The sequence below is a fragment of the Zoogloea sp. GDB6 genome, from assembly GCF_056724105.1.
Window position 1 is genome coordinate 3,710,997 of the sequence record NZ_CM161497.1, and the last position, 20,592, is coordinate 3,731,588.

18 protein-coding genes and 1 pseudogene are annotated in these 20,592 nt (G+C 65.1%); 9 read left to right on the forward strand and 10 right to left on the reverse strand.

The window, feature by feature from the left end; translation table 11 throughout:
* The first annotated feature begins 34 nt into the window (after nt 1-34).
* Together pal and AC1PQG_RS16865 are read left to right on the forward strand one after the other, a co-directional pair.
* Nucleotides 35-562: a peptidoglycan-associated lipoprotein Pal gene (gene pal, locus AC1PQG_RS16860; protein WP_481118973.1), complete on the forward strand. Its 528-nt coding sequence runs from the start codon at nt 35-37 to the stop codon at nt 560-562.
* A gap of 32 nt (nt 563-594) precedes the next feature.
* A complete protein-coding gene (locus AC1PQG_RS16865; protein WP_481118974.1) occupies nt 595-1,938 on the forward strand; it encodes a chloride channel protein in 1,344 nt (447 codons plus the stop codon).
* A 9-nt stretch (nt 1,939-1,947) separates the two neighbouring features.
* Here the strand turns inward: AC1PQG_RS16865 and AC1PQG_RS16870 are convergent, their stop codons facing one another.
* From AC1PQG_RS16870 to AC1PQG_RS16880, 3 genes are all read right to left on the reverse strand, one after another.
* Nucleotides 1,948-2,313 (reverse strand): hypothetical protein, encoded by a 366-nt coding sequence (locus AC1PQG_RS16870; RefSeq protein ID WP_481118975.1) that lies wholly within the window; start codon nt 2,311-2,313, stop codon nt 1,948-1,950.
* A 106-nt stretch (nt 2,314-2,419) separates the two neighbouring features.
* Entirely contained in the window at nt 2,420-3,199 is a 780-nt protein-coding gene (locus AC1PQG_RS16875) for a gamma-glutamyl-gamma-aminobutyrate hydrolase family protein (protein WP_481118976.1), read from the reverse strand.
* A 38-nt stretch (nt 3,200-3,237) separates the two neighbouring features.
* Nucleotides 3,238-3,750 (reverse strand): MarR family winged helix-turn-helix transcriptional regulator, encoded by a 513-nt coding sequence (locus AC1PQG_RS16880; RefSeq protein ID WP_481118977.1) that lies wholly within the window; start codon nt 3,748-3,750, stop codon nt 3,238-3,240.
* A 113-nt stretch (nt 3,751-3,863) separates the two neighbouring features.
* On the opposite strand from AC1PQG_RS16880, the gene AC1PQG_RS16885 reads away from it, so the two are divergent.
* Nucleotides 3,864-4,475, forward strand: a complete 612-nt coding sequence (locus AC1PQG_RS16885; RefSeq protein ID WP_481118978.1) for a hypothetical protein — start codon at nt 3,864-3,866, stop codon at nt 4,473-4,475.
* On the opposite strand, the gene purT is transcribed toward AC1PQG_RS16885, so the two are convergent.
* Together purT and AC1PQG_RS16895 are read right to left on the reverse strand one after the other, a co-directional pair.
* Nucleotides 4,450-5,670, reverse strand: a complete 1,221-nt coding sequence (gene purT / locus AC1PQG_RS16890; RefSeq protein ID WP_481118979.1) for a formate-dependent phosphoribosylglycinamide formyltransferase — start codon at nt 5,668-5,670, stop codon at nt 4,450-4,452. The two genes, AC1PQG_RS16885 and purT, sit on opposite strands and share 26 nt — an antisense overlap.
* 83 nt (nt 5,671-5,753) lie before the next feature.
* The gene (locus AC1PQG_RS16895) at nt 5,754-7,385 is read right to left on the reverse strand and encodes a methyl-accepting chemotaxis protein (RefSeq protein WP_481118980.1); all 1,632 of its coding nucleotides are present in this window, start codon (nt 7,383-7,385) and stop codon (nt 5,754-5,756) included.
* 549 nt (nt 7,386-7,934) lie between these two features.
* Here AC1PQG_RS16895 and mutL point away from each other — a divergent pair.
* Nucleotides 7,935-9,770, forward strand: a complete 1,836-nt coding sequence (gene mutL, locus AC1PQG_RS16900; RefSeq protein WP_481118981.1) for a DNA mismatch repair endonuclease MutL — start codon at nt 7,935-7,937, stop codon at nt 9,768-9,770.
* Nucleotides 9,771-9,800: 30 nt separating this feature from the next.
* Here the strand turns inward: mutL and AC1PQG_RS16905 are convergent, their stop codons facing one another.
* The 3 genes from AC1PQG_RS16905 to AC1PQG_RS16915 all read right to left on the reverse strand — a co-directional run bounded on the left by AC1PQG_RS16905 (nt 9,801) and on the right by AC1PQG_RS16915 (nt 13,198).
* Nucleotides 9,801-11,939 carry a putative bifunctional diguanylate cyclase/phosphodiesterase gene (locus AC1PQG_RS16905; RefSeq protein ID WP_481118982.1) on the reverse strand — a complete coding sequence of 713 codons (2,139 nt, stop codon included), beginning with the start codon at nt 11,937-11,939 and terminating at the stop codon, nt 9,801-9,803.
* Nucleotides 11,940-11,980: 41 nt separating this feature from the next.
* On the reverse strand, nt 11,981-12,760 hold the full coding sequence (locus tag AC1PQG_RS16910) for a hypothetical protein (protein ID WP_481118983.1): 780 nt from the start codon (nt 12,758-12,760) through the stop codon (nt 11,981-11,983).
* Between the two features lie 207 nt (nt 12,761-12,967).
* Nucleotides 12,968-13,198 carry an IS4 family transposase gene (locus AC1PQG_RS16915; protein ID WP_481123025.1) on the reverse strand — a complete coding sequence of 77 codons (231 nt, stop codon included), beginning with the start codon at nt 13,196-13,198 and terminating at the stop codon, nt 12,968-12,970.
* 505 nt (nt 13,199-13,703) lie between these two features.
* On the opposite strand from AC1PQG_RS16915, the pseudogene AC1PQG_RS16920 reads away from it, so the two are divergent.
* Nucleotides 13,704-14,075, forward strand: a pseudogene (locus AC1PQG_RS16920) (transposase); the annotation flags it as partial.
* Nucleotides 14,076-14,228: 153 nt separating this feature from the next.
* On the opposite strand, the gene AC1PQG_RS16925 reads toward AC1PQG_RS16920, so the two are convergent.
* Both AC1PQG_RS16925 and AC1PQG_RS16930 read right to left on the reverse strand, forming a co-directional pair.
* Nucleotides 14,229-15,110, reverse strand: a complete 882-nt coding sequence (locus AC1PQG_RS16925; RefSeq protein WP_481118984.1) for a PEP-CTERM sorting domain-containing protein — start codon at nt 15,108-15,110, stop codon at nt 14,229-14,231.
* A 32-nt stretch (nt 15,111-15,142) separates the two neighbouring features.
* Nucleotides 15,143-16,387: a nucleotide disphospho-sugar-binding domain-containing protein gene (locus AC1PQG_RS16930; protein WP_481118985.1), complete on the reverse strand. Its 1,245-nt coding sequence runs from the start codon at nt 16,385-16,387 to the stop codon at nt 15,143-15,145.
* A 104-nt stretch (nt 16,388-16,491) separates the two neighbouring features.
* Here AC1PQG_RS16930 and AC1PQG_RS16935 point away from each other — a divergent pair, with 104 nt between their 5' ends.
* The 4 genes from AC1PQG_RS16935 (at nt 16,492) to prfB (ending at nt 20,563) form a co-directional block, all read left to right on the forward strand.
* On the forward strand, nt 16,492-17,220 hold the full coding sequence (locus AC1PQG_RS16935) for a pseudouridine synthase (RefSeq protein ID WP_481118986.1): 729 nt from the start codon (nt 16,492-16,494) through the stop codon (nt 17,218-17,220).
* Between the two features lie 2 nt (nt 17,221-17,222).
* On the forward strand, nt 17,223-18,566 hold the full coding sequence (locus tag AC1PQG_RS16940; protein WP_481118987.1) for a pseudouridine synthase: 1,344 nt from the start codon (nt 17,223-17,225) through the stop codon (nt 18,564-18,566).
* Between the two features lie 157 nt (nt 18,567-18,723).
* Nucleotides 18,724-19,374, forward strand: coding sequence for a hypothetical protein (locus AC1PQG_RS16945; protein WP_481118988.1), 651 nt, complete (start codon nt 18,724-18,726; stop codon nt 19,372-19,374).
* A gap of 84 nt (nt 19,375-19,458) precedes the next feature.
* A protein-coding gene (gene prfB / locus AC1PQG_RS16950) for a peptide chain release factor 2 (protein ID WP_481118989.1) occupies nt 19,459-20,563 on the forward strand; the annotation gives its coding sequence in 2 pieces (ribosomal slippage) (nt 19,459-19,539 and nt 19,541-20,563; 1,104 coding nt in all).
* The last annotated feature ends 29 nt before the right edge of the window (nt 20,564-20,592 follow it).

Here is a 20,592-nt window from a genome sequence, read left to right on the forward strand (position 1 = left end):
ACCGTTTCCCTCTCACCACTCCTGGAGTTACTCCGTGAACAAGTCCCTGCTGTCCACCCTTGCCTGCAGCCTCGTGCTGGCCGCCTGCTCGACCACCGCGCAAAAGCCCGCGGCCTCGACCGAACAACCGGTTTCCGCAGCTCAAGCCGCACCGGCACCGGTCGCCGCCCCCGGCCTGTCCGCCGCCGAGCTGGAGGCTCAGAAGCTGAAGGCCCAGCGCGAGGAACTGGCCAAGAAGAGCGTCTACTTCGCCTTCGACAAGTACGCCGTCGAGACCAAGTACCGTGACGTGGTGAAGCAGCAGGCCGACTTCCTGAACGGCCACGCCAGCGACGCCGTGACCGTGGAAGGCAATGCCGACGAACGCGGCAGCCGCGAATACAACCTGGCCCTCGGCCAGAAGCGCGCCGAGTCCGTGCGCAAGGCGCTGGTGCTGCAGGGCGTGCCCGATGCCCGTATCGAAGCAGTCAGCTTCGGTTCCGAAAAGCCGCGCGCAAGCTGTGCGGAAGAGCGCTGCTGGGCTGAAAACCGCCGCGTGGACTTCCAGCACAAAGACAAGTAAGTCATTCGCCGGCTCCCGGTGGGAAACAGGCCGTGAAGCGTCCGACGATCAGCACCCGGCGCAGCGGCCTGCTCAGCACCCTCCGCTGGCGAACCCGCATCACCCTCTGGCTGGCTGCGCTGGCGGCCGGGGTGATCGTGGCGGGATTCGCCAAGTTGGCGGAACTGGCGCTCACCCTCTTCGGCGAACTCTCTTCAGGGAAGCCCTGGCTACCCCTCCTGCTGAGCCCGTTGGTCGGCATGAGCACCGTCTGGCTCACCCGGCGCTACTTCCCCGGCACCCAGGGCAGCGGCATCCCCCAGGTGATCGCGGCAACCCGCCTGGCCGCACAGGGAAAGGTAGTCCGGCAACTGGTCTCGCTGCGCATCGCATTCGGCAAAGTGAGCCTGGGCGCGTTCGCGCTGATCGGCGGCTTTTCCTCTGGTCGCGAAGGCCCTTCCGTGCAGGTAGCCGCCTCGATCCTCCACGCTGCGCACAAGCTGCTTCCCAATACCCGCGCCTTACGCGCCTCGGATCTCATCCTGGCTGGCGGAGCGGCAGGCGTCGCCGCCGCCTTCAACACTCCACTCGCGGGCATCGTCTTCGCCGTCGAAGAGCTCGGACGACGCCTGGAAACCCGGACCAGCGGCGTGCTGGTCAGCACCATCATCCTGTCGGGTCTGGTCGCCATCGCGTTGCTTGGCAACTACAACTACTTCGGGCATGTAAGGGACGGTCGTGCCGACCAGTCCTTGTTGATTCCCGTTATCGCCGCTGGCGTGAGCTGCGGTGTATTTGGCGGCCTGTTCAGCCGGCTGATGCTGCTGCCGATGAGCTTTCGAGAGCACGCGCTGTGGCGCTGGCGAGAGACACATCCGATCCTGTTTGCCGGTAGCTGCGGTGTATTCGTGGCGTTGACCGGCTTCATCAGCGGCGGAGTGTCCTACGGCAGCGGCTATACGATTACCGCCCAAGTCGTCGCCGGCCAAATGGAACTCCCCTGGTATGCCGCGCCGTGCCGCTTCCTGGCCACGCTGGCCAGCTACTATTCGGGGATTCCTGGAGGCATCTTCGCCCCTTCGTTGGCGATCGGGGCTGCCATCGGGTCCCCCCTGACGTCCCTGCTCGGTATCGGCGAAGGCATCCCAGCCTTTATCGCCCTCTGCATGGCGGGCTTCCTGGCTGCCGTCACCCAGGCGCCCATCACCGCAGCGATTATCGTCATGGAGATGATTGACGGACATGGAATGGTCATCAGCCTGATGGCCGTCACCTTGATCGCCAAAGCGATTGCCTCACGCCTCAGCCCTGAGCTCTATCAGCAACTTGCACTCGGTTTCCTGCCCAGCCCATCACAGGGCCCCGCACAACAGCAGCAGCCGCCACGGACACCCTAGCGGACTATATCAAGCGCCACTGTCCAGCCTCCCACCTGGTAAGGTGCCGTGGGCTTGAGCCTCAGCCCACAGGGCACGTGCGAAGGTTTTCCAGATCACCCCGCCATGGCTCTCGAAGCCAATGCTGGCACTCTCCTGCATCGTACGCAGCATCAGCGCCGCAAGGCCGAACAGCTCGACCTTGGCAAGCAGCTGGTAGTCGATAGGCCTGACCGTCGCCCGCTGCACATCCGCCGAATTGTGTTCGATTGCCTCCCTGGCAAGGGCGCGCACCTGTTCCGTATTGCTCCAGTCGATACCGAGCGCCACCCCTCTACGCTCGATCTCACGCTCGATGTCCTGGGTGTCCTGCAGATAGTTTTCGAAGCCGGCCATGGAATGGTTCCTGAGGTAGAGACGAACCGGGCGGCCGTCACGGAGCTGGATATTGGATTGAACCCACCCGCCCCGAGTGGTTTCCGGAGCGGGCAACAAAAGGCGCTCAACGCCCCCGCGCCGCCGCGGAGAAAGCGTCGAGCAACGGCAGGCAATCGAGCAGGTCCGTGCGTCCCGGGGTATGGAATTCCGGATGCCACTGCACGCCGACCAGAAAGCTGCGGCCGGAGTGGCGGATCGCCTCGACCATACCATCCTCGGACGACACCGCCTCGACGACCAGATCACGGCCCACCGTCTTCACGCCCTGATGGTGGATCGACACCACGCGGCCACCCTCGGCGCTCCCGAACCAGCGCTCGAACTGCCCCTTCTCCTCGAAGCGCACAGAGTGGTGATGCAGATCATAGGCCTCGGCCTGATGCATGGCCGAACCGCCGAACTGGGTCGGAATGTCCTGGTACAGCGAGCCGCCGAAGGCCACGTTGATCAGCTGCATGCCACGGCAGATACCGAGCACCGGCTTGCCGAGCTCGACGAACTCATGCAGCAGCTCCATCTCGTAGGCATCACGGACCCGGTCGCCGGTCCACTCCTCCTTCAGCGGCTGCTCGCCGTAGGCTTCCGGGCTCACGTCCGCGCCGCCCTGCAGCACCAGGCCGTCGAGGTATTCGGCGTAATCGCGCAGGCGGATGCTGCTGCGGTGGATCGGCCCGTCCTTCAGGATTGACGGCACCATCAGCACCAGCACGTCCCGCGACATGAGCCACTGGGCGATGGATTGCTCGAGCACCTGCAGCGTCTTCGACTCGAGGCCCGTCGCCCCGGCCTTCGGATGGAACAGGCGGGCCGACAGCCCGATACGGATCGTCTTGGTCCTTGCCACGCTCGCTCTCCTTCCGGGGCCGGTGCCCCGCAAACGTCTTACAGATCGGCCAGCGGCTTGTCGACGCTCCGCTCGTCACGCGTCTTCAACTGGCCGATGACGCTGGCCAGCCCGGCCTGGAGCCGCCGCAACTCTTCCTCGGACAAGCCTTGCAGGGCTTCCGGCAAGATGCCCTCGGCCGGGCCGGGCGCCGTCTGCAGCACATCCGCCGCACTGTCGCTGACCTGCAGGCCGACCCGGCGCTGGTCTTCCGGCTTGCGGCGCTTGGTCACCAGGCCGCGGGTCTCCAGCTTGTCCACCAACTGGCTGCAGGTGGACTGATGGATCGACAAACGGCCCGCCAGTTCCGATACGCCGATGCCCGGCGTACGGGCGATCTCGTGCAGCAGCCACAACTGCGAGCCCGACACACCGCAGGTCTGCTCGACCTCGCGGAAATGCTGCTTCACTGAACCATAGATGAGACGGAACTGTTTGAGGACCGCAAAGGCCAAAGATTCCTCTGCGGAGCCGGTGGCGAGCGCCTTGGAGTCGGAGTTTGCTAAATTCATTTGCGGAAATTATATTTATACCAATTCAGTTTACTCAAGAAGTCCCGCGTTCCCGGCCGCCATTGCCGTCCCCGGACGCTGTCACGCCCACCCGGAATTTTCAGGAAACACCCATGCCCGCAACCGCCCCCGGCCTGCCCGACCGCGCCGCCGGCTCGCTGCGCCGCCTTCGCGCCGCCCTCTTCCCCTTTGCCTGTGGCCTACTGGCCACGGGCGGACTTCTGCTGACAAACAACGGCCTGGCCGGCACGCCCGACCCGGGCAGCGCCATCGCATCGAGCGCCATAACCGTACAGCCCACCGGCTGGCGCAGCCTGGCCGGGGAAATCGCCCGCCTGGCTCGCGCCGTTGGCCTGAAGACCGCCTGGCAGGACGACGCGCGCTCCATCAACCTGACTGTCGACACGACCCAGGCCTTCGAGAACCGGCAGGCGCAGCTAAGCCCCGCCTACACCTCTCTGCTCGGCGAGATCGCGCTGCTGGTGCAGGCCCGGCCTGAGATCCGCCTGATCATGACCGGCTTCGGCAACAGCCCGGCCACCCAGTACAACCCAGTGTTGTTCGGCCAGCGCCTGCGGGCCCTGCAGGTCTTCTTCGCCGAACACGGTATCGCCATCGGCCAGATCGAAACTCTGGTCAAGGACGTGGATGCGGTAGGCGGCCACGACGCGCCTGGCCGCGCCGCCCCCGGACGACTGATCAGCCTGCGCTTCGCACCGGCCTGACCTTGCCGGCGGCAAGCTTGGCCCGCGCCCGCGCCTCTTCCACATCGGCACCGTTGGCCACCGCAACGCCCATGCGGCGCCGCGCAAAGGCCTCCGGCTTGCCGAACAGGCGCAAGTCGGTGCGCGGCACGGCCAGCGCCTCGGCCACACCTTCGAAAACAATGCCGTCGGCCTCCATCCCACCATAGATCACCGCGGATGCGCCCGGCTCGCGCAGGCTCACGTCCACCGGCAAGCCGAGGATCGCCCGGGCGTGCAGCTCGAACTCGGAGAAGCGCTGGGAACACAGGGTGACCAGGCCGGTATCGTGGGGCCGCGGACTGACTTCAGAGAACCACACCATGTCGCCCTTCACGAACAGTTCGACACCAAACAGGCCGCGCCCGCCGAGGTTGGCAGTGACGGCGCCGGCGATCTGCCGCGAGCGTTCGAGGGCCACCGGGCTCATCGCCTGCGGCTGCCAGGATTCGACGTAGTCGCCGGACACCTGCACGTGGCCGATGGGATCGCAGAAATAGGTCTGCACGGTGCCGCTGGCATCGCAGGCGCGCACGGTGAGCTGGGTGATCTCGTAATCGAAATCGATGAAGCCTTCGACGATGACGCGCCCCTGGTTCACCCGCCCGCCGGCAGCAGCGTAGTCCCAGGCTTTCTGCACGTCATCCGGCCCCTTCAGCAGAGACTGGCCCTTGCCGGAGGACGACATCACCGGCTTGACGATGCACGGATAGCCGATCGCCGGCTGGCCGTCGGTGCCGTCGATGGCTGCCTGCAGTTCGGCCAGGGAGTCGGCGAAGCGATAGGGCGACGTGGCCAGCCCCAGCTCCTCGGCGGCCAGGCGGCGGATACCTTCGCGGTTCATCGTCAGGCGCGCGGCGCGGGCGGTGGGAATCACCTCGGCCAGCCCTTCGGCCTCGATCTCGACCAGCGTGTCGGTGGCGATCGCCTCGATCTCGGGCACGATCAGGTGCGGCTTCTCCTTTTCGACCAGTGCGCGCAGCGCGGCGCCATCGGTCATCGGAATCACGTGGGCGCGGTGCGCCACCTGATGGCCCGGCGCATTCGGATAACGGTCAACCGCGATCGTCTCCACCCCAAGGCGCTGCAGGGCGATCAGCACCTCCTTGCCGAGTTCGCCGGAGCCCAGCAGCATCACGCGCAGGGCCGAGGGAGAAAGGGGGGTTCCAAGGTGCATGGCGGACTCCGTGTCGATTGAGAGGCCGCGATTATACGGACTGCCCGCCGTAGGGCGGTCAGTCCGCACTTGCCATCCCCGCGTCAGGAGACGCGGAAGCGGCCGATCTGCTGCTTCAGGTTGGTGGCGATCCCCTCCAGATGGTGGGCAATTGCCGTGGTGTCGCGGATGGTGCCGGTGGTGTCCTCAACCATGCCGGCGATCTGCTCGACCCGCTGGGCGATGGCCGTGCTCGCCGCGCTCTGTTCGCGGGTCGCATCCGCCACGTCACCGACCCGCTGCAGCGTGGCCCGGGCCCCCGCCTCGATGGACTTCAACAACTCGGCAGCAGACGAAGCCAGTTCCACGCCTTCCTGCACTTCCGGCAACGCCGCATTCATCGCATCGACAGCCCCGCCTGTATCGCCCTGGATACCGAAGATCATCTGCTCGATCTCGGTCGTCGCGGCGGAGGTCCGCTCGGCGAGCTTGCGCACTTCGTCTGCCACCACCGCAAAGCCGCGCCCCTGCTCACCTGCGCGCGCAGCCTCGATCGCAGCATTGAGAGCCAGCAAGTTGGTCTGGCCGGCGATATCCTTGATCACATTTGCGATCGACGACACTTGGCGCGCCCGTTCTTCAAGAGCCCGGATGCGGCCCGAAGCATCGGTGACGGTATCCGAAATCTTGCGGATCGCCGACGCCGCCAGACTGACCCGCGTCGACCCCTCCCCGGCCAGTTCGACAGCCTCCGTCGAGTAACGCGAGCTATCGGTGGCACTGTCTGAAATATGACTGGAACTGACGGTCAGCTCCTCGATGGCGGCCGCCATTGCCGACGTGGCATCGGATTGCTGGTCGGCGGCGCCGGCAATCTGGTCCGACGCCATGGCAATACGGCCGGCGTTATCAACCAGACTGTCGGCCTCCCGGTTGATCTCCGCAACCAGGCTTCGCAGGGCCTCAACCATCGTCCCTGTCGCTTGCAGCAGGCTGCCCGCTGGCGCAGTGCGAACTTCGGCGCTGAGGTCCCCCGACGCCACCCGCTGCATCACGGCGGCGACCTCGGCGGGCTCACCACCGAGTTGGCGCAGGATGCTCGCCCCCAATTGCCAGCCAAGGGCGCTCAAGATCAGCAGCAGCACGATCGCGATCCCCCCGAAGACGCGGGCGACCGCCGCATATGACTTGTCCAGATCGTCGATGTACACACCCGTCCCGACCGTCAGCTTCCACGGCTCGAACGCCGCGGCGTACGCCAGTCGTGGCTCGGGCGGCTGCCCCTTGACCCGTTCCCATGTGTATTCGACGAAATCACCACCGTGTCCTGCGGCTCCGATCAATTCGCGGATCAGAAACTTGCCGTGGCTATCCTGCATGTCCCACTTGCTCTGTCCTTCGAACTCCGGTTTTATCGGATGAAGGAAAGTCAGGCCATCGTTCTGGTATACGAAGATATATTCGTTGCCGCTGTAACGGACACCGCGCAACACTTCCTTCGCACTCTGGCGGGCTTGCTCGTCCGATATTTTCCCGTCCCGTGCCTGGGCGTGGAAATACTTGACCACGCTCAGTGCACTGTCGACCTGACTCTTCAGCTTGTCCTGCCGCTCCTCGAGCATGCTCGACTTGAGTTCATAAAGAGCGGTTGCACATAGCACCAGCAGACCGATCAAAGCCAGACCAACCAGGGCCTGGATACGCGTCGAGACGCGCAAGGAGCTCGCAATGCTCATTTTTTTCTCCCACGTTTTTTTGTTCTGACATCAGGTTCCACCAGTTTCTTACTTGTACTCCTTAATTACGACCATCTGACATATGCATGAAGAGCATTTTTCTATTTACACATTGATTTATCGCATTTTGTTGACAAATCGCAAAGCCATCCCACCTCTCGCCGATGGGGTACAAGCTCGGCAATTAGGGCGCTTTTTCCCGTCGTAAACTGCACCGCCACCCGACTCACAGAGCAACACGCAAACAGGACAACCCCTCGATGCGTCCCTGCCTACTCTTCAGCCTGCCGCCGCTCACCTTCGTTACCGCCCCACGACTGCCGCAGCGGGCAGCAGCTGTGCTACACCTGGGCACCGGCTACGCTCAGCAAGAACGGGCAGGCCATCAAACGTCTCGACGTCCTGTCCTTCTGATCCCAACCAGACCGACGCCCCGCAGCCCATCCTCCGGCAGCGGGGCGTCTTCGCGTTTACGGCGATCAATCCCCTCGTGGCCGTGAATGCCGCGCATTACAATGCATCCCCTCTTGTCGCAGCACGACCCGCAGCATGGCCATCCAGCTTCTCCCCGACCATCTCATCAACCAGATCGCCGCCGGCGAAGTCGTCGAACGGCCGGCCTCGGTGCTCAAGGAGGTGCTGGAAAACGCTATGGACGCGGGCTCCACGGTGGTCGAGGTGCAACTGGAACAAGGCGGGGTACGACGCATCCGCGTGGCCGACGACGGCTGCGGCATCCCCAAGGACGAGTTGCCGCTGGCGCTTGAGCGCCACGCCACCAGCAAGATCGGCAGCCTCGACGACCTGGAGCACGTGGGCACGATGGGCTTCCGCGGCGAGGCGCTGGCAGCCATCGCCGCGGTGTCGCGGATGAGCATCACCAGCCGCGCCGACGGCGAACCGCATGCCTGGCGCATCGACGCCGATCCCCGCGAGCTGGCCCCGGCAGCCCTCAACCACGGCAGCGTGGTGGATGTGGCCGACCTGTATTTCAACACCCCGGCGCGGCGCAAGTTCCTGAAGAGCGAAGGCACCGAGTTCGCCCATTGCGACGACGTCTTCCGGCGCGTCGCGCTGGCCCGCCCGGACGTGGCGCTGCAGCTGTCCCACAACGGCCGCGTTAGCCACCGGCTGCCATCCGGCACCAAGGAAGCCCGCGTGCGCTCGCTGCTTGGTGATGACTTCCTGGCCGCCGCCCGCCTCGTCGAAGCCGAATCGGGCCTGCTGCGCCTCAGCGGCTATGCGTCGCTGCCGGCCTATTCGCGCAGCAACCGCGATGCCCAGTTCTTCTACGTGAATGGCCGCTTCGTGCGCGACAAGCTGGTCACCCACGCGATCCGCGAAGCCTACGCCGACATCCTGCACGGCAGCCGCCACCCAGCCTACGTGCTGTTCCTGGAGCTGGATCCCTACGGCGTCGATGTGAATGTGCACCCGGCCAAGATCGAGGTGCGCTTCCGCGACTCCCGGGCCGTGCATCAGTTCGTCTACCACGCGCTGACACGGACGCTGGCCGCCTCCGGCGCCGGCGGCGCGGCAGCCACGGTGGATAGCGCGCCCCAGCAGCAGGATGCACCTGTCCAGAGTGGCGTCCGTTATCCCTCTCCCGGCATCCAGGCCCAGCCCTACCAGAGCCGCCTGGCGATGGAGCCCGCGTCCCGGGCTTATTACGATTTCGCCGCCTCGGCCCGCCCGGACATCCCGACGAGCCCCCGGCCGGACGAGGCCCACCCGTCGTCCGTCGCCCTCCAGCCGACCGCGACCATCGAGCGGGACAATACGCCGCTGCCGGCCGGCGATCTGGCGCCGCCCCTCGGTTACGCGCTGGCCCAGTTGCATGGCGTGTACATCCTGGCCCAGAACGAAAGCGGCTTGATCCTGGTGGACATGCATGCCGCCCACGAGCGCATCCTCTATGAGCGTCTCAAGACCCTGCTCGACGGCACGCCCGGCGTGCAGCGCCTGCTGATCCCGGCGGTGTTCGGGGTCGGCCAGAAGGACATGGCGAGCGCCGAGGAACACGCCGAACTGCTGGCCCGCATGGGTTTCGAGATCGGTCCGGCCGGCCCGCAGGAGCTGGCCGTGCGCAGCGTACCGGCGCTGCTCGCCCGGGCGCCGGTCAGCGAGCTGGTCCGCGCGCTCTTGGCCGAGCTGCGCGACTATCCGGCCAGTGAGGTCATCACCGCCCGCCGCAACGAGCTGCTGGCAACGATGGCCTGCCACGGCGCGGTAAGGGCCAACCGCAGCCTGACGATCCCGGAAATGAACGCGCTACTGCGCGAAATGGAAGCCACCGAACGCGCCGACCAGTGCAACCACGGCCGCCCGACCTGGACGGCCCTGAGCATGGCCGAGCTGGACAAGCTGTTCCTGCGCGGGCGCTGAGCGCGCCCGGCCCGCCGCCAGCAGGCCGGCTCAAGCGCTGCGTGCGGCCTCGCCAGCCCACGGCCACAGCGGGCCACCACTCATGCGCTGCAGCTTGCCGAGCACCGACGGCACCGGCAGCGGCCGGTCGAAACGGTAGCCCTGGAACTCGTCGCAGCCCAGGTCGCGCAACAGCTGGTGCTGCAGGCCGGTTTCGACCCCTTCGGCGACGACGGTCAAGCCCAGGCTGTGCCCCAGGCTGATGATCGCGCGGGAGAACTGCAGGTCTTCCGACTCCGGCTGCAGGCCATCGACGAAGGATTTGTCGATCTTGATCACGTCGATCGGCAGGCTCTTCAGGTAGGCCAGGCTCGAATAGCCAGTGCCGAAGTCATCCACCGCCACCGTCAGCCCGCGCGCCTTCAGCTCGGAAAGGGTGTTGATCATGCGCTGGGGGTCCGCCATCAACTGGGTTTCGGTGATCTCCAGTTCGATGCACTGGGGCGGCAGGGCGTGGCGCTCAAGCACACTGAGCAGGCGCGCCGCAAAGCCGCTGTCGCGGAACAGCTGCACCGAGCAGTTGATGGCCACCCGCGGGCAGGCCAGCCCGGCGCGCTGCCAGCCGTCCATATGGGCGGCGACGCTGCGGATCACGAAATCGGTGATCGGCACGATCAGGCCGGTCTCCTCGGCAATGCGGATGAAGCGCGCCGGCGACACCGGGCCGAATTCCGCGCTGTTCCAGCGCAGCAGGGCCTCCATCGCACGCAGTTCGCCGTCGCGCCCGAGGCGCGGCTGATAGACCAGGGACAGTTCGCTGCGCTCGATGGCGCTGCGCAGCGCCATCTCCAGCGCCAGGCGCTCGGTGGCATTGGCACCGATCTCCGGCGTGAAGCGATGCACCCGCGCCCGTCCGGCGGCCTTGGCGGCGTACATCGCCGCGTCCGCCTGCTGCAGCAGCTGCGGCAAGTTGCGGGCGTCCTCGGGGTAATGCGCCACGCCGATACTGGAGGTCACGGTGACCTCCTTCTCGCCGAGCATCACCGGCCGCGCAATGGCCTCTTGTACCCGCGCCAGCACGGCCTCCACGTTGCCGCTCTGGGCGTCGTCCTCGAGCATCAGCACGAATTCGTCGCCACCGTAGCGGGCCAGCACGTCGGTCGAGCGCAGGCACTGGGACAGGCGGTAGGCCACCGTCAGCAGCAGCTTGTCGCCGAACAGGTGGCCCAGCGAGTCGTTGATGACCTTGAAGTTGTCCAGGTCGATGAAGGCCACCAGCAGGTTGTCACCGCGCCGGTCGGCCCGCCGCGCGGCTTCCTCGAAGCGCTCGGCAAAGCTCAAGCGGTTCAGCAGCCCGGTCAGCTGGTCGCGGGTGGCCTGGTAGCGCAGGCGGTTCTCGGCCTCCCGCTGGGCGGTGATGTCGCGCACCGAACCTTCGTAATACAGGAAGTTGCCATCCACGTCGCGCACGCTGTGGGCGCTCTCGGAAATCCACACAATGCTGCCGTCGCGCCGGCGCACCGCGGAGACGAAATCCCGCACCTCGCCATCGGTCTGCATCTGGGCGATGAAGGCGGCCCGCCGCTCCGGGTCCACATAGAGCTGCCGCCCCACGCTGCGCAGCTCGGCGATCAGCTGGGCCGGCGAGTCGTAACCATATATCGCCGCCAGTGCCGGGTTGGCCGCCAGATACACGCCGTCCTTGGAAGTCTGGAACAGGCCTTCGCTGCCCGAATCGAAGATGCTGCGGTAGCGCAGCTCGGCATCCGCAAGCTGCTGCTGGGCTGCCACCTCGTCGGTGATGTCCTTGATCTGCGCCTCGGTGTACAGCACGCCGTCCTCGCCGCAGCGCCCGGCGCCCTGCTCGCTGACCCAACGTACGCTGCCGTTGCGATGGGTAATCCGGTAGTCCACCCGATAACGCCCCTCGGCCTGGGCCGCCTCCAGCACATGGGCCATCAGCGGTGCCTTGTCGTCGCTTACGATGAGGCGCCCGAACAGTGCACCATCCCGCATCAGCGCCTCCGCCGGCCAGCCGCACAGCGCTTCGGCGCCTTCACTGACGAAAGTCAGGCTGCGCTCGCCCTCCAGGCCGCTCAGTCGCGCCTGGATCACCATGCCCTCAAGCGCCGCCAGCACCCGCTCCGCCAGGGATCCGTCCACCGCCCCTGCAGCCGGGACCAATGCCATTCGCGCCGTCGCCTTGCCCGCTCTGACTGTCGCCCGTCCGTTCATGCCTTGCCCATCAAGTCGTCACCAACCCGGTCGATCCACACGAACACCGTATCAATCGCCTCTGTCGCCAATCTGTAAAAGTCATCCACCGGGTAGTCGACCCGCTCGCGCAAGAATTCGGCCCGCACCACATGCACCAGCCGCTCGGCGGCCGTCCGTGCCACCAGCGCCTCGATCGGCGGGGCCGTTTCCCGGTAGCGCTGGTTGGCCGCCACCAGCAAGGCCTCGGCCGACGAGCACTGGAAGAACAGGCGCGTGCGCTTGAAGGGCGAGCAATGCCCGATCGCCGCAATCCCGCAGCACAAGCCGCGGATCCTCCCCAGCGCCTCGGTCAGCGCCGGCAGCTGACGGGAATACGCACTCACCAGCCGATCCCGCTCCCTATCCAGTCCCGCCCACTCGTCCGCCAGGCGCCCGATACGTTCGAGCACGCGCTCCAGCAGACGGCAATGACGTAGAAACAGCATTTCGTCGGAACCCATGTGCCGGCTGGCAAGCATCTGCTGCCAAACTTCTGCCAGCGTCTCGACAAACGCTTGGTCACCACTTGCTTCGGAGCTACTCCCTTCCGGCGGACAAGCTTTCAGCGCCCTCTCGATGGCAAGGGAAACCGCCACCTGCGTGGCGGGCAACTCCGCTTCGAGACGAATGCCACCGGCACACAGGGCGCGATGGCGCTGCACCGCGCGCAGGACGGCCAACAGGGAAACCGTAAAACGGAAATCGGCGTGAAACTGGCGGAAACCCGCCGGCGCAGCATGAACGACCGTCCCCATCACTTGCCCCTGGACAGGCCGGCAAGACCGGGACGAAAAAGAACGGCGCCGACAGATGGGCAGGTAGGAAATCGAGGCGAAATCACGGGATGTCTTCGAAGAAATTGCGGCGATTGTGCACTGCAATTACGGGGATGGCGAAGCAATCTTTAACGAATGTGACGACAAGAAGACAATGGGATTAATGTGAAACGAGCAGGAGAGGCATTAATACATTGCGTTCCACACATCTTTCCCTGCCTTCCCGGCCTCAATGAGGGGTGGCGCTTGAATCACCGTGCGGACCTTCTGCAGCCCGATCCCGATACTCTTTACGCCGGGCCCGCCGTCGCCCTTGCGCCCAATGAAGCCGCCGGGCATCGCGATCAGGCGCAGGACCTGATTGACCTTGGGTCTGGGCTGCGGGCGTTTGCCGTGCAGCGCGTAAGCCACGCGGATTTCGTCGGGCTCTGCGCGTGCTCAGCCACCCGAGCGTAGCCTTCGAGCCCGCGCAGGCTCTCGGCCATCCCCTCCCGCGGCGCCTCGCTCTATTTGAACGCCCGCGCCCACATTCACGCATCGATCCCCAAAAGGGTTCCCGGGCGAGCGTCACCGCGTAGATCGGATACACATACATCCCGCACTGGGCCTCATAACTCAAGGGCCCCAGCCCCTGGGTTGTCTGGCCCTCGAAATCAAGTTCCGTTGTGTCCTGAAGGCGCAGCACCACCAGATGCGACCGCATCCGCTGCGCGCTTGCATCCCAGTGCGGCTGCATGAATTCACGCCAGTCGAGCGTCTCGCGGCCCAGGAAATTATATCCCATATGCATTTTCACCAAACCCCGACACGCCTCCGGGATACTCGCCAAAGGCTGTTCCTCGAGCCGATCGGCCAGCAGCACAAGGCGCTTGTCCCCAGTTCTACCCCGCCAAACTCCTCTTCTGCCCAAATCATCACCGGTCAGGCCCATGCCCTGCTGCACGGCAAGGAGCACACCGTGTTCGGCGATGCGGGTTACCAAGGCGTCGAGAAACGCCCCGAGAACCAGAGCAAGACCGTTGAATGGCTGATGGCGATGAAGCGCAGCGTGCGCAAGGCCCTGCCCGCCGATGCGTTGGGTCGGTTGCAGGAGCGCTTCGAGAAGCTCAAGGCGAGCATCCGGGCGAAGGTGGAGCATCCCTTCCATGTGATCAAGAACCTCTTCCGGCATCGCAAGCCCCGCTATCACGGGCTGGCAAAGAACGAGGCGCAACTCTTCTCGCTGTTTGGCTTCGCCAATCTGCTGCTCGCCAACAGGCGCATGCCGGCGATGCATGGCCGAGGTGCATCCTGAGGGAGGAAACTCGGGGACGCATGCCCTCGAAAATCGAGCTTTATGCCTGAAAGAGGCAGAAAAGGGATTTGTTCATTTCCCTAACGGCTTTATATCCCCCTGCGATGTTGAAAAGACTGGAGCGGCCGAGCCCATTGGCTCGGCCGTTAGCCGTCAGAAGGGCATCACGCGGCGGCGACGCGCCCACAAGAGCGGAAGCCCGGCCGCCAGCAGTGCCAGACTTGTTGGCTCGGGCACCGCCGTTACCGTCGCCGCCACGACGTCGATCGTCCCAGGCGTCCCGCTGAAGACGCCCGGGTCAAGCACGCCTACACGGGCAGCTCCACCATAGGGGCTGAAGTTGTCGGCCCACTCATCGCCGTTATCAGAGAAATCGGAACTTGCCGCATAGCTCAGTTCATAATCGAGTTCCAATGTCTGCGCTGGATCCAGCATTCCCAGATCGAGGACGACCGTGGTTGCGCTCCAGGAGTATGAAGAGCCCACACCCTCGAAATTGGTAACCGGACTCACATTCGCATCGGAAAGGGTAGCACCCGTGTGAGTGAGCGCTCCGCTCTCATCTAGGCTCGCATAGGTCGAGTAAAGCACCCCCGCCCCCGCACTGCTCACCGTCACGCCAAACGAAGCCTGTCCACTCCCCTGCGCGTTGCCGCCCTTCACAACGGACAGAAAGGAGTTGCTGATTACGAAGGAATAAATGTAGTGTTGAGCGCTCCCTGAAATATTTGTTAGCAAAATGTTCCAGTCGACGGTGAGGTTGCCACTTACCGGCATAAAACCACGGGCGGTTGCCCCAGCCACAAACCCCGAATCGTCGGCCTGAAGTCGTACCATCGCAACACCCACAGAACGGTCCAGTGCGAATCTGCCGTCGGGCGACTGGATCGTGTCTCCCTGCTGCTGCCACCCATTATCCAGCGAATAGGTCGCTTGGCCCGTTGTCACAAGCTCTGCGTAGGAAGGCGTGGCCCAGAAGACACCAACCCCCGCAAGCATCGTCAGCCACGGGCTCAAAACTCGATTCTTCTGCATCAACTTCATCTCCATCATCGGTCAAAATCAGTTCAGGACGGCACGATCAACCGCTCGCAGGCTGTCACAAATCGTTCCAGCGCATCACGTTCGGAATACATTGCATTGCGTGCGGCATAGGCACGCGCCTGCCGCGCAAATTCAGGTCCTTCTAGTACATAGGACAACACCCTGTCGAACGCCACGGAAGACTGCGTAGCGGTCACCCATGCCCCGCAACCTGCCTCGGCCACGCGTCGGGAGGTCATGACCTGTTCCATCTGGAGCGGCAGGAGTACCAAGGGCTTTCCCGCCCCAAGTATCAGATCGACCATGCCGGCACCGCCGTGCCCGACTGCCAGATCGCACTCTTCCCGTACGCAGTCCATGCGCAACGCTTGCTGCGCAAACCTGAGATTCGGACGCGTAAATGACTGGGTCTGGCGTGAAGACAGACCGGGAGCGACGACGAGCGTCGCAGCATCAAGCCGGGCAAGTGCTGCCAACATGTCATCTAGGTTCGGCGAATGCGCTTTGAGGTAGGCGAAGATCCGACGGCGCCCCACAGATGGCCAAACCGGGGCGCAGCCCTTGTCCAGAATTCCGATCGGCCCAATGAACCGTTCGGGCATTCCCCGGCCGTATACATCGAGTTCCGGGGTTCCGGCGATTAGCGTCTCCTCTGCGGCAAACAGTTCGCAGACATGTTCGATCGGCGGTGCGCCGAGCGCCATGAGCACCTCGTTCGCGTTACGCACGCAGCGCGCCTCCGTTTCAAGTTCCCGTGGCCCCGGCACCGCGACGCCGCTGCTTTGCTCATAGGGTGGCAACGGACTGACCTGCGGCGGAACCGCAAAGCTGTTGCCCGTCACGAGGCTCGGGATGCCAAGCCCTCTTGCTGCCAGCATTGCGGTCGGGGCACTGTCGAAAACCAGCAGGTCGGGCGCGATCAGGCGGAACAGATTGCGCCAGGCCTGAACCACGGAGAGCAACCCTGCGGGACTAAGAAACCCAAACAGGAAAAGGGTCTCGGTAAAATTGAGGGCATCGGGTAGCCCCTTCCGCGGAGCCAACCACAGGGGTGCCTGAGTGAATTCGATTGCCGCATCGTCCCCTGCGCAACTTGCCACCCCACCACCGAGGCCGAAAGGCCCGAACATGTCGAGGACACGGGATGTATCGCGCAGAACCAAAACAGGCCGCAAGCCGCGCGCGCGCAAGCCCTCCGCCATGACTAGGGCGCGGGCCACATGCCCGAAATCACTTCCTAACTCCCACACGATGGCGACGGTTTTCATATGTCATATTATGACATCAATATTTCCCCCCTCACAATGGTGCAGTTGCCATCGCCGCCGCCTGGTACGACAATAAAAAGTTATTTCGCACTATCGCAACTCCCGTGAAACTCGAACGCATCCTCCAGAATCAGGGCTTCGGCAGCCGCCGCCAGTGCCGCCAGTGGGTGGAACTCGGCGAAGTCCGCATCAACGGCGAGGTCGTGGACGACCCCGGCGCCGAGATCGACACCGCCGGCCTGGTCTTCGAAGTCGAAGGCCACAGCTGGACCTTCCGCGAGAAGACCTACGTCGCCCTGTACAAACCGGCCGGCTACGAGTGCTCCCACGAACCCAAGCACCACCGCAGCGTGTATTCCCTGCTGCCGCAGCAACTGGTGGCCCGCAACGTGCAGAGCGTCGGGCGCCTCGACCAGGACACCACCGGACTGCTGCTGTTCTCCGACGACGGCGCCTTCATCCACAACCTGTCGTCGCCGAAGAAGCACGTGCCCAAGGTCTATCGCGCCGAACTGGCCGAAGCCGGCACCGATGCCCTCGTGCAGCGCCTGCTCGACGGCGTCGATCTGATCGACGAGCCCCAGCCGGTGCCGGCCCTGCATGCGCGCCTGCTGGCCGAGCGGACGCTGGAAATGAGCATCGATCTGGGCAAGTACCACGTCGTCAAGCGCATGATCGCCGCCGCCGGCAACCATGTAGAACAACTCCATCGCAGTGGCTTCGGCGGCCTCCACCTGGGTGAGGGGCTGCTAGCCGACCTGACCGAAGGCCAGTGGGTCTATCTTGAAGAGGCTGACCTCCAGCAACTGCATTCCGCCGCCAGAAAGGCCTGATCATGACCGACACGCTCCGCCGCCGCGCCCCGCTGCCCACCCGCGATGGCACCCTGAAACTCAAGCCGCGCGCGGCCGGCGCCGCCGAGGCAGCCCCGCAGGCCCCCGACAGCCCCAAGCCCAACAAGGACTGGCGCAAGCCGGCTGCCGGCAGCACCGGCCGCAACCGCGCCAAGGCCTCCTTCCCCGAACAGGCCAACGCGGAACCCGAACGCCGTAGTCCGCGCCCGTTCCGCGACGGGGACGCGCCGCGCCAGGGCGGCGAGCGCTTCCGCGACGAACGCCCGCGTAGCGATCGCCCCCGCGACGACCGCCCGCCTCGCCCGACCGGCGACCGACCTGCCCGTCCCTTCGGCGACAAGCCGGCACGCTCGTCCGGCGAACGTACGGCCGGCGAACGTCCGCGGTGGGGCGAAGAGCGCCCGGCCCGGCCCTTTGGCGACCGGCCGCCGCGGCGTCACGACGACGGCAGCAACGACGGCAGCGCGCCGCAACCGGCCAGCCGCCCGCGCGGCGAGTTCGGCAAGGCCGCCGAGGCCCGCCCCCCGCGCCACGAGCGCAAGCAATGGAGCGGCGAAGCACGTCCAGCCCCCGTACCTTCCCCGCTGCGTGACGACGGTTCGATCCGCCTGTCCAAGCGGATGACCGAACTGGGCCTGTGCTCCCGCCGGGAAGCCGACGAGTACATCGAAAAGGGCTGGGTCCGCGTGGATGGCCGCGTGGTCAGCGAGCTGGGCTCCCGCGTCAAGCCCGGCCAGAAAGTGGAACTCGACCGCCGCGGCCAGACCGCCCAGGACAGCCGCGTGACCATCCTCCTCAACAAGCCTGTCGGCTACGTATCCGGCCAGGCGGAGGACGGTTACGAACCCGCCAGCGTGCTGATCACCGCCGAAAACCGCTGGGCCGAAGATCCGTCCGAAAACCGCTACCTGCGCACCCACCACCGTGGCCTCGCACCTGCCGGGCGGCTCGACATCGACTCCATCGGCCTACTGGTGTTCACCCAGGACGGGCGCATCGCCCGTGCGCTGATCGGCGACGACTCAAGCATCGAGAAGGAATACCACGTGCGCGTCGAGGGCAGCCTCACCGACGAAGGCCTCAAGCTGCTCAACCACGGCCTGTCCCTCGACGGTGACGCGCTGCGCCCGGCCAAGGTCAGCTGGCTCAATGAAGACCAGCTGCGCTTCGTGCTGCGTGAAGGCAAGAAGCGCCAGATTCGCCGCATGTGCGAGCTGGTCGGCCTGAAGGTCGTCGGCCTCAAGCGCGTACGCATCGGCCGTGTGATGCTCGGCAACCTGCCGCCGGGCCAGTGGCGCTACCTCGGTCAGGACGAGCTGTTCTGAGACTGCTGCGGGCACGCACCTGACATAGGGTGCCTGCGGGACGCCGGGGCCGGGTTAGAATTGCCCGCCACGGCTGCCCCGCAAGGGGGCTCCACCACCCGCAGCGGGTGGTGGGCGCCGCATACCGCGCAGCACTCCACCCGCGACGTGACCGACGATGCTTGTGTCCTTGCTGTACCGCTTAGCTTTCCTGCTTCTGGCCGGCCTGGCCTGTGGCCCAGCGCTGGCGGAACTCAACGAGACATATGAAGGGCTGCTGACCCCCGAGAGCTTCGAGGCCCCCATACCGATCACGATTCAGCTGAAGGAGCAAGGCGGGCGGCTCACGGGTACAGTCACCACTGGCTCCCCCTTCAATGCATCAGCCCCCATCGTGGCCGGCGAAAACAAGTATGGGCAATGCACCCTGCGGCTCATCCTGCCCCCTTCCGTCACGCTACGGATGTCCGGCAGCTGTCAAGCGAGCATGTTCGAGGGGCGTTACACAATTTCCTCAGCCAAGGACAACAACAGATCCAAAGGCACCTTTCGCCTGATGCGCAAGGATGTCAAGGGCAGCGACGAGGACAAGAACGCCCATTCCCCCTTTGCGCCACCAACCGGCAGCGTCACCGACTGCATCAAGGCCAACACCCGCTGCCTGCTCGCCTGCCCGCAAGGGGATTACAACACCGAGTTCCTGTGCTCCAACCGGTGCCGCCACAAGTACCAGGCCTGCAAGGCAAAGTTCTCGGCGACACCCTCTCCACGCAGCTTCGGCAGCATCGCACCGCCCGATGCCGGCATGCTCCCCGCGCCATCGCGTTGACCGCCCCGCACAGGTACCAAGCTGCAGCGCCCCCTGCGTGAAGGTATAATGCCCGGTTTTCCCGCACCAGCCAGGGCCCCGATCATGGAAGCAGAACGTCTCAACGCCATCTCCAACAAGCTCGCCGACCTGAAGGCCCGGGAGCTCGAACTTCGGAGGTATCTTTGACTACGACTCCAAGGCTGAGAAGCTGATCGAGGTCAGCAAACAACTCGAAGATCCGGACATCTGGAACGACGCCAAGCACGCCCAGGAGCTCGGCAAGGAAAAGAAGACGCTGGAAGGCGTCGTGCTGACGCTGCAGGAGATCGAGCAAGGCATCGCCGACGGCAAGGACCTGTTCGAGCTCGCCTCCATGGAGGAGGATGAGGACACCATGCAGGCCGTCGAAGCCGACGTGGCCAGCGTCGAAGCCCGGGTCGGCGAACTCGAATTCCGCCGCATGTTCAGCAATCCGATGGACGGCAACGCCTGCTTCATCGAAATCCAGGCCGGCGCCGGCGGCACCGAGGCCCAGGACTGGGCCGGCATGCTCGAACGCATGTACCTGCGCTACGCCGAACGCAAGGGCTTCCAGGTCGAACTGCTGGAAGAATCCGAGGGCGAAGTGGCCGGCATCAAGAGCTGCACGATCAAGGTCGGCGGAGAATACGCCTACGGCTTCCTGCGCACCGAGACCGGCATCCACCGCCTGGTCCGCAAGAGCCCCTTCGACTCCAACGCGCGCCGCCACACCAGCTTCACGTCGGTGTTCGTCTTCCCCGAGGTTGACGACTCCATCGAGATCGACATCAACCCGGCCGACGTGCGTACCGACACCTACCGCGCCTCCGGCGCCGGCGGTCAGCACATCAACAAGACCGACTCCGCGGTACGTCTGACCCACATCCCGACGGGCATCGTCGTACAGTGCCAGAACGACCGTTCCCAGCACCGCAACAAGGACGAAGCCTGGTCGATGCTGCGGGCGCGCCTCTACGAAGCCGAGCTGCGCAAGCGCCAGAGCGAACAGCAGAAGCTCGAGGACGCCAAGAGCGACATCGGCTGGGGCCACCAGATCCGCTCCTACGTGCTCGACCAGAGCCGCATCAAGGATCTGCGCACCAACTACGAAGTCGGCAACACCCAGGGCGTGCTCGACGGCGACCTGGACGGCTTCATCCAGGCCAGCCTGAAGCAAGGCGTGTAACACGGGACGGGGGCCGCTGGCCGGCCTCC

Bases quoted from the DNA above. Each gene is read 5' to 3' on its own strand.
- AC1PQG_RS16910 (WP_481118983.1), bottom strand. From the start codon at position 12,760: ATGGGGACGGTCGTTCATGCTGCGCCGGCGGGTTTCCGCCAGTTTCAC.
- AC1PQG_RS16885 (WP_481118978.1), top strand. From the start codon at position 3,864: ATGCCCGCAACCGCCCCCGGCCTGCCCGACCGCGCCGCCGGCTCGCTG.
- AC1PQG_RS16925 (WP_481118984.1), bottom strand. From the start codon at position 15,110: ATGCAGAAGAATCGAGTTTTGAGCCCGTGGCTGACGATGCTTGCGGGG.
- AC1PQG_RS16905 (WP_481118982.1), bottom strand. From the start codon at position 11,939: ATGGCATTGGTCCCGGCTGCAGGGGCGGTGGACGGATCCCTGGCGGAG.
- AC1PQG_RS16895 (WP_481118980.1), bottom strand. From the start codon at position 7,385: ATGAGCATTGCGAGCTCCTTGCGCGTCTCGACGCGTATCCAGGCCCTG.
- purT (WP_481118979.1), bottom strand. From the start codon at position 5,670: ATGCACCTTGGAACCCCCCTTTCTCCCTCGGCCCTGCGCGTGATGCTG.
- AC1PQG_RS16870 (WP_481118975.1), bottom strand. From the start codon at position 2,313: ATGGCCGGCTTCGAAAACTATCTGCAGGACACCCAGGACATCGAGCGT.
- AC1PQG_RS16940 (WP_481118987.1), top strand. From the start codon at position 17,223: ATGACCGACACGCTCCGCCGCCGCGCCCCGCTGCCCACCCGCGATGGC.
- AC1PQG_RS16945 (WP_481118988.1), top strand. From the start codon at position 18,724: ATGCTTGTGTCCTTGCTGTACCGCTTAGCTTTCCTGCTTCTGGCCGGC.
- AC1PQG_RS16880 (WP_481118977.1), bottom strand. From the start codon at position 3,750: ATGAATTTAGCAAACTCCGACTCCAAGGCGCTCGCCACCGGCTCCGCA.
- AC1PQG_RS16930 (WP_481118985.1), bottom strand. From the start codon at position 16,387: ATGAAAACCGTCGCCATCGTGTGGGAGTTAGGAAGTGATTTCGGGCAT.
- mutL (WP_481118981.1), top strand. From the start codon at position 7,935: ATGGCCATCCAGCTTCTCCCCGACCATCTCATCAACCAGATCGCCGCC.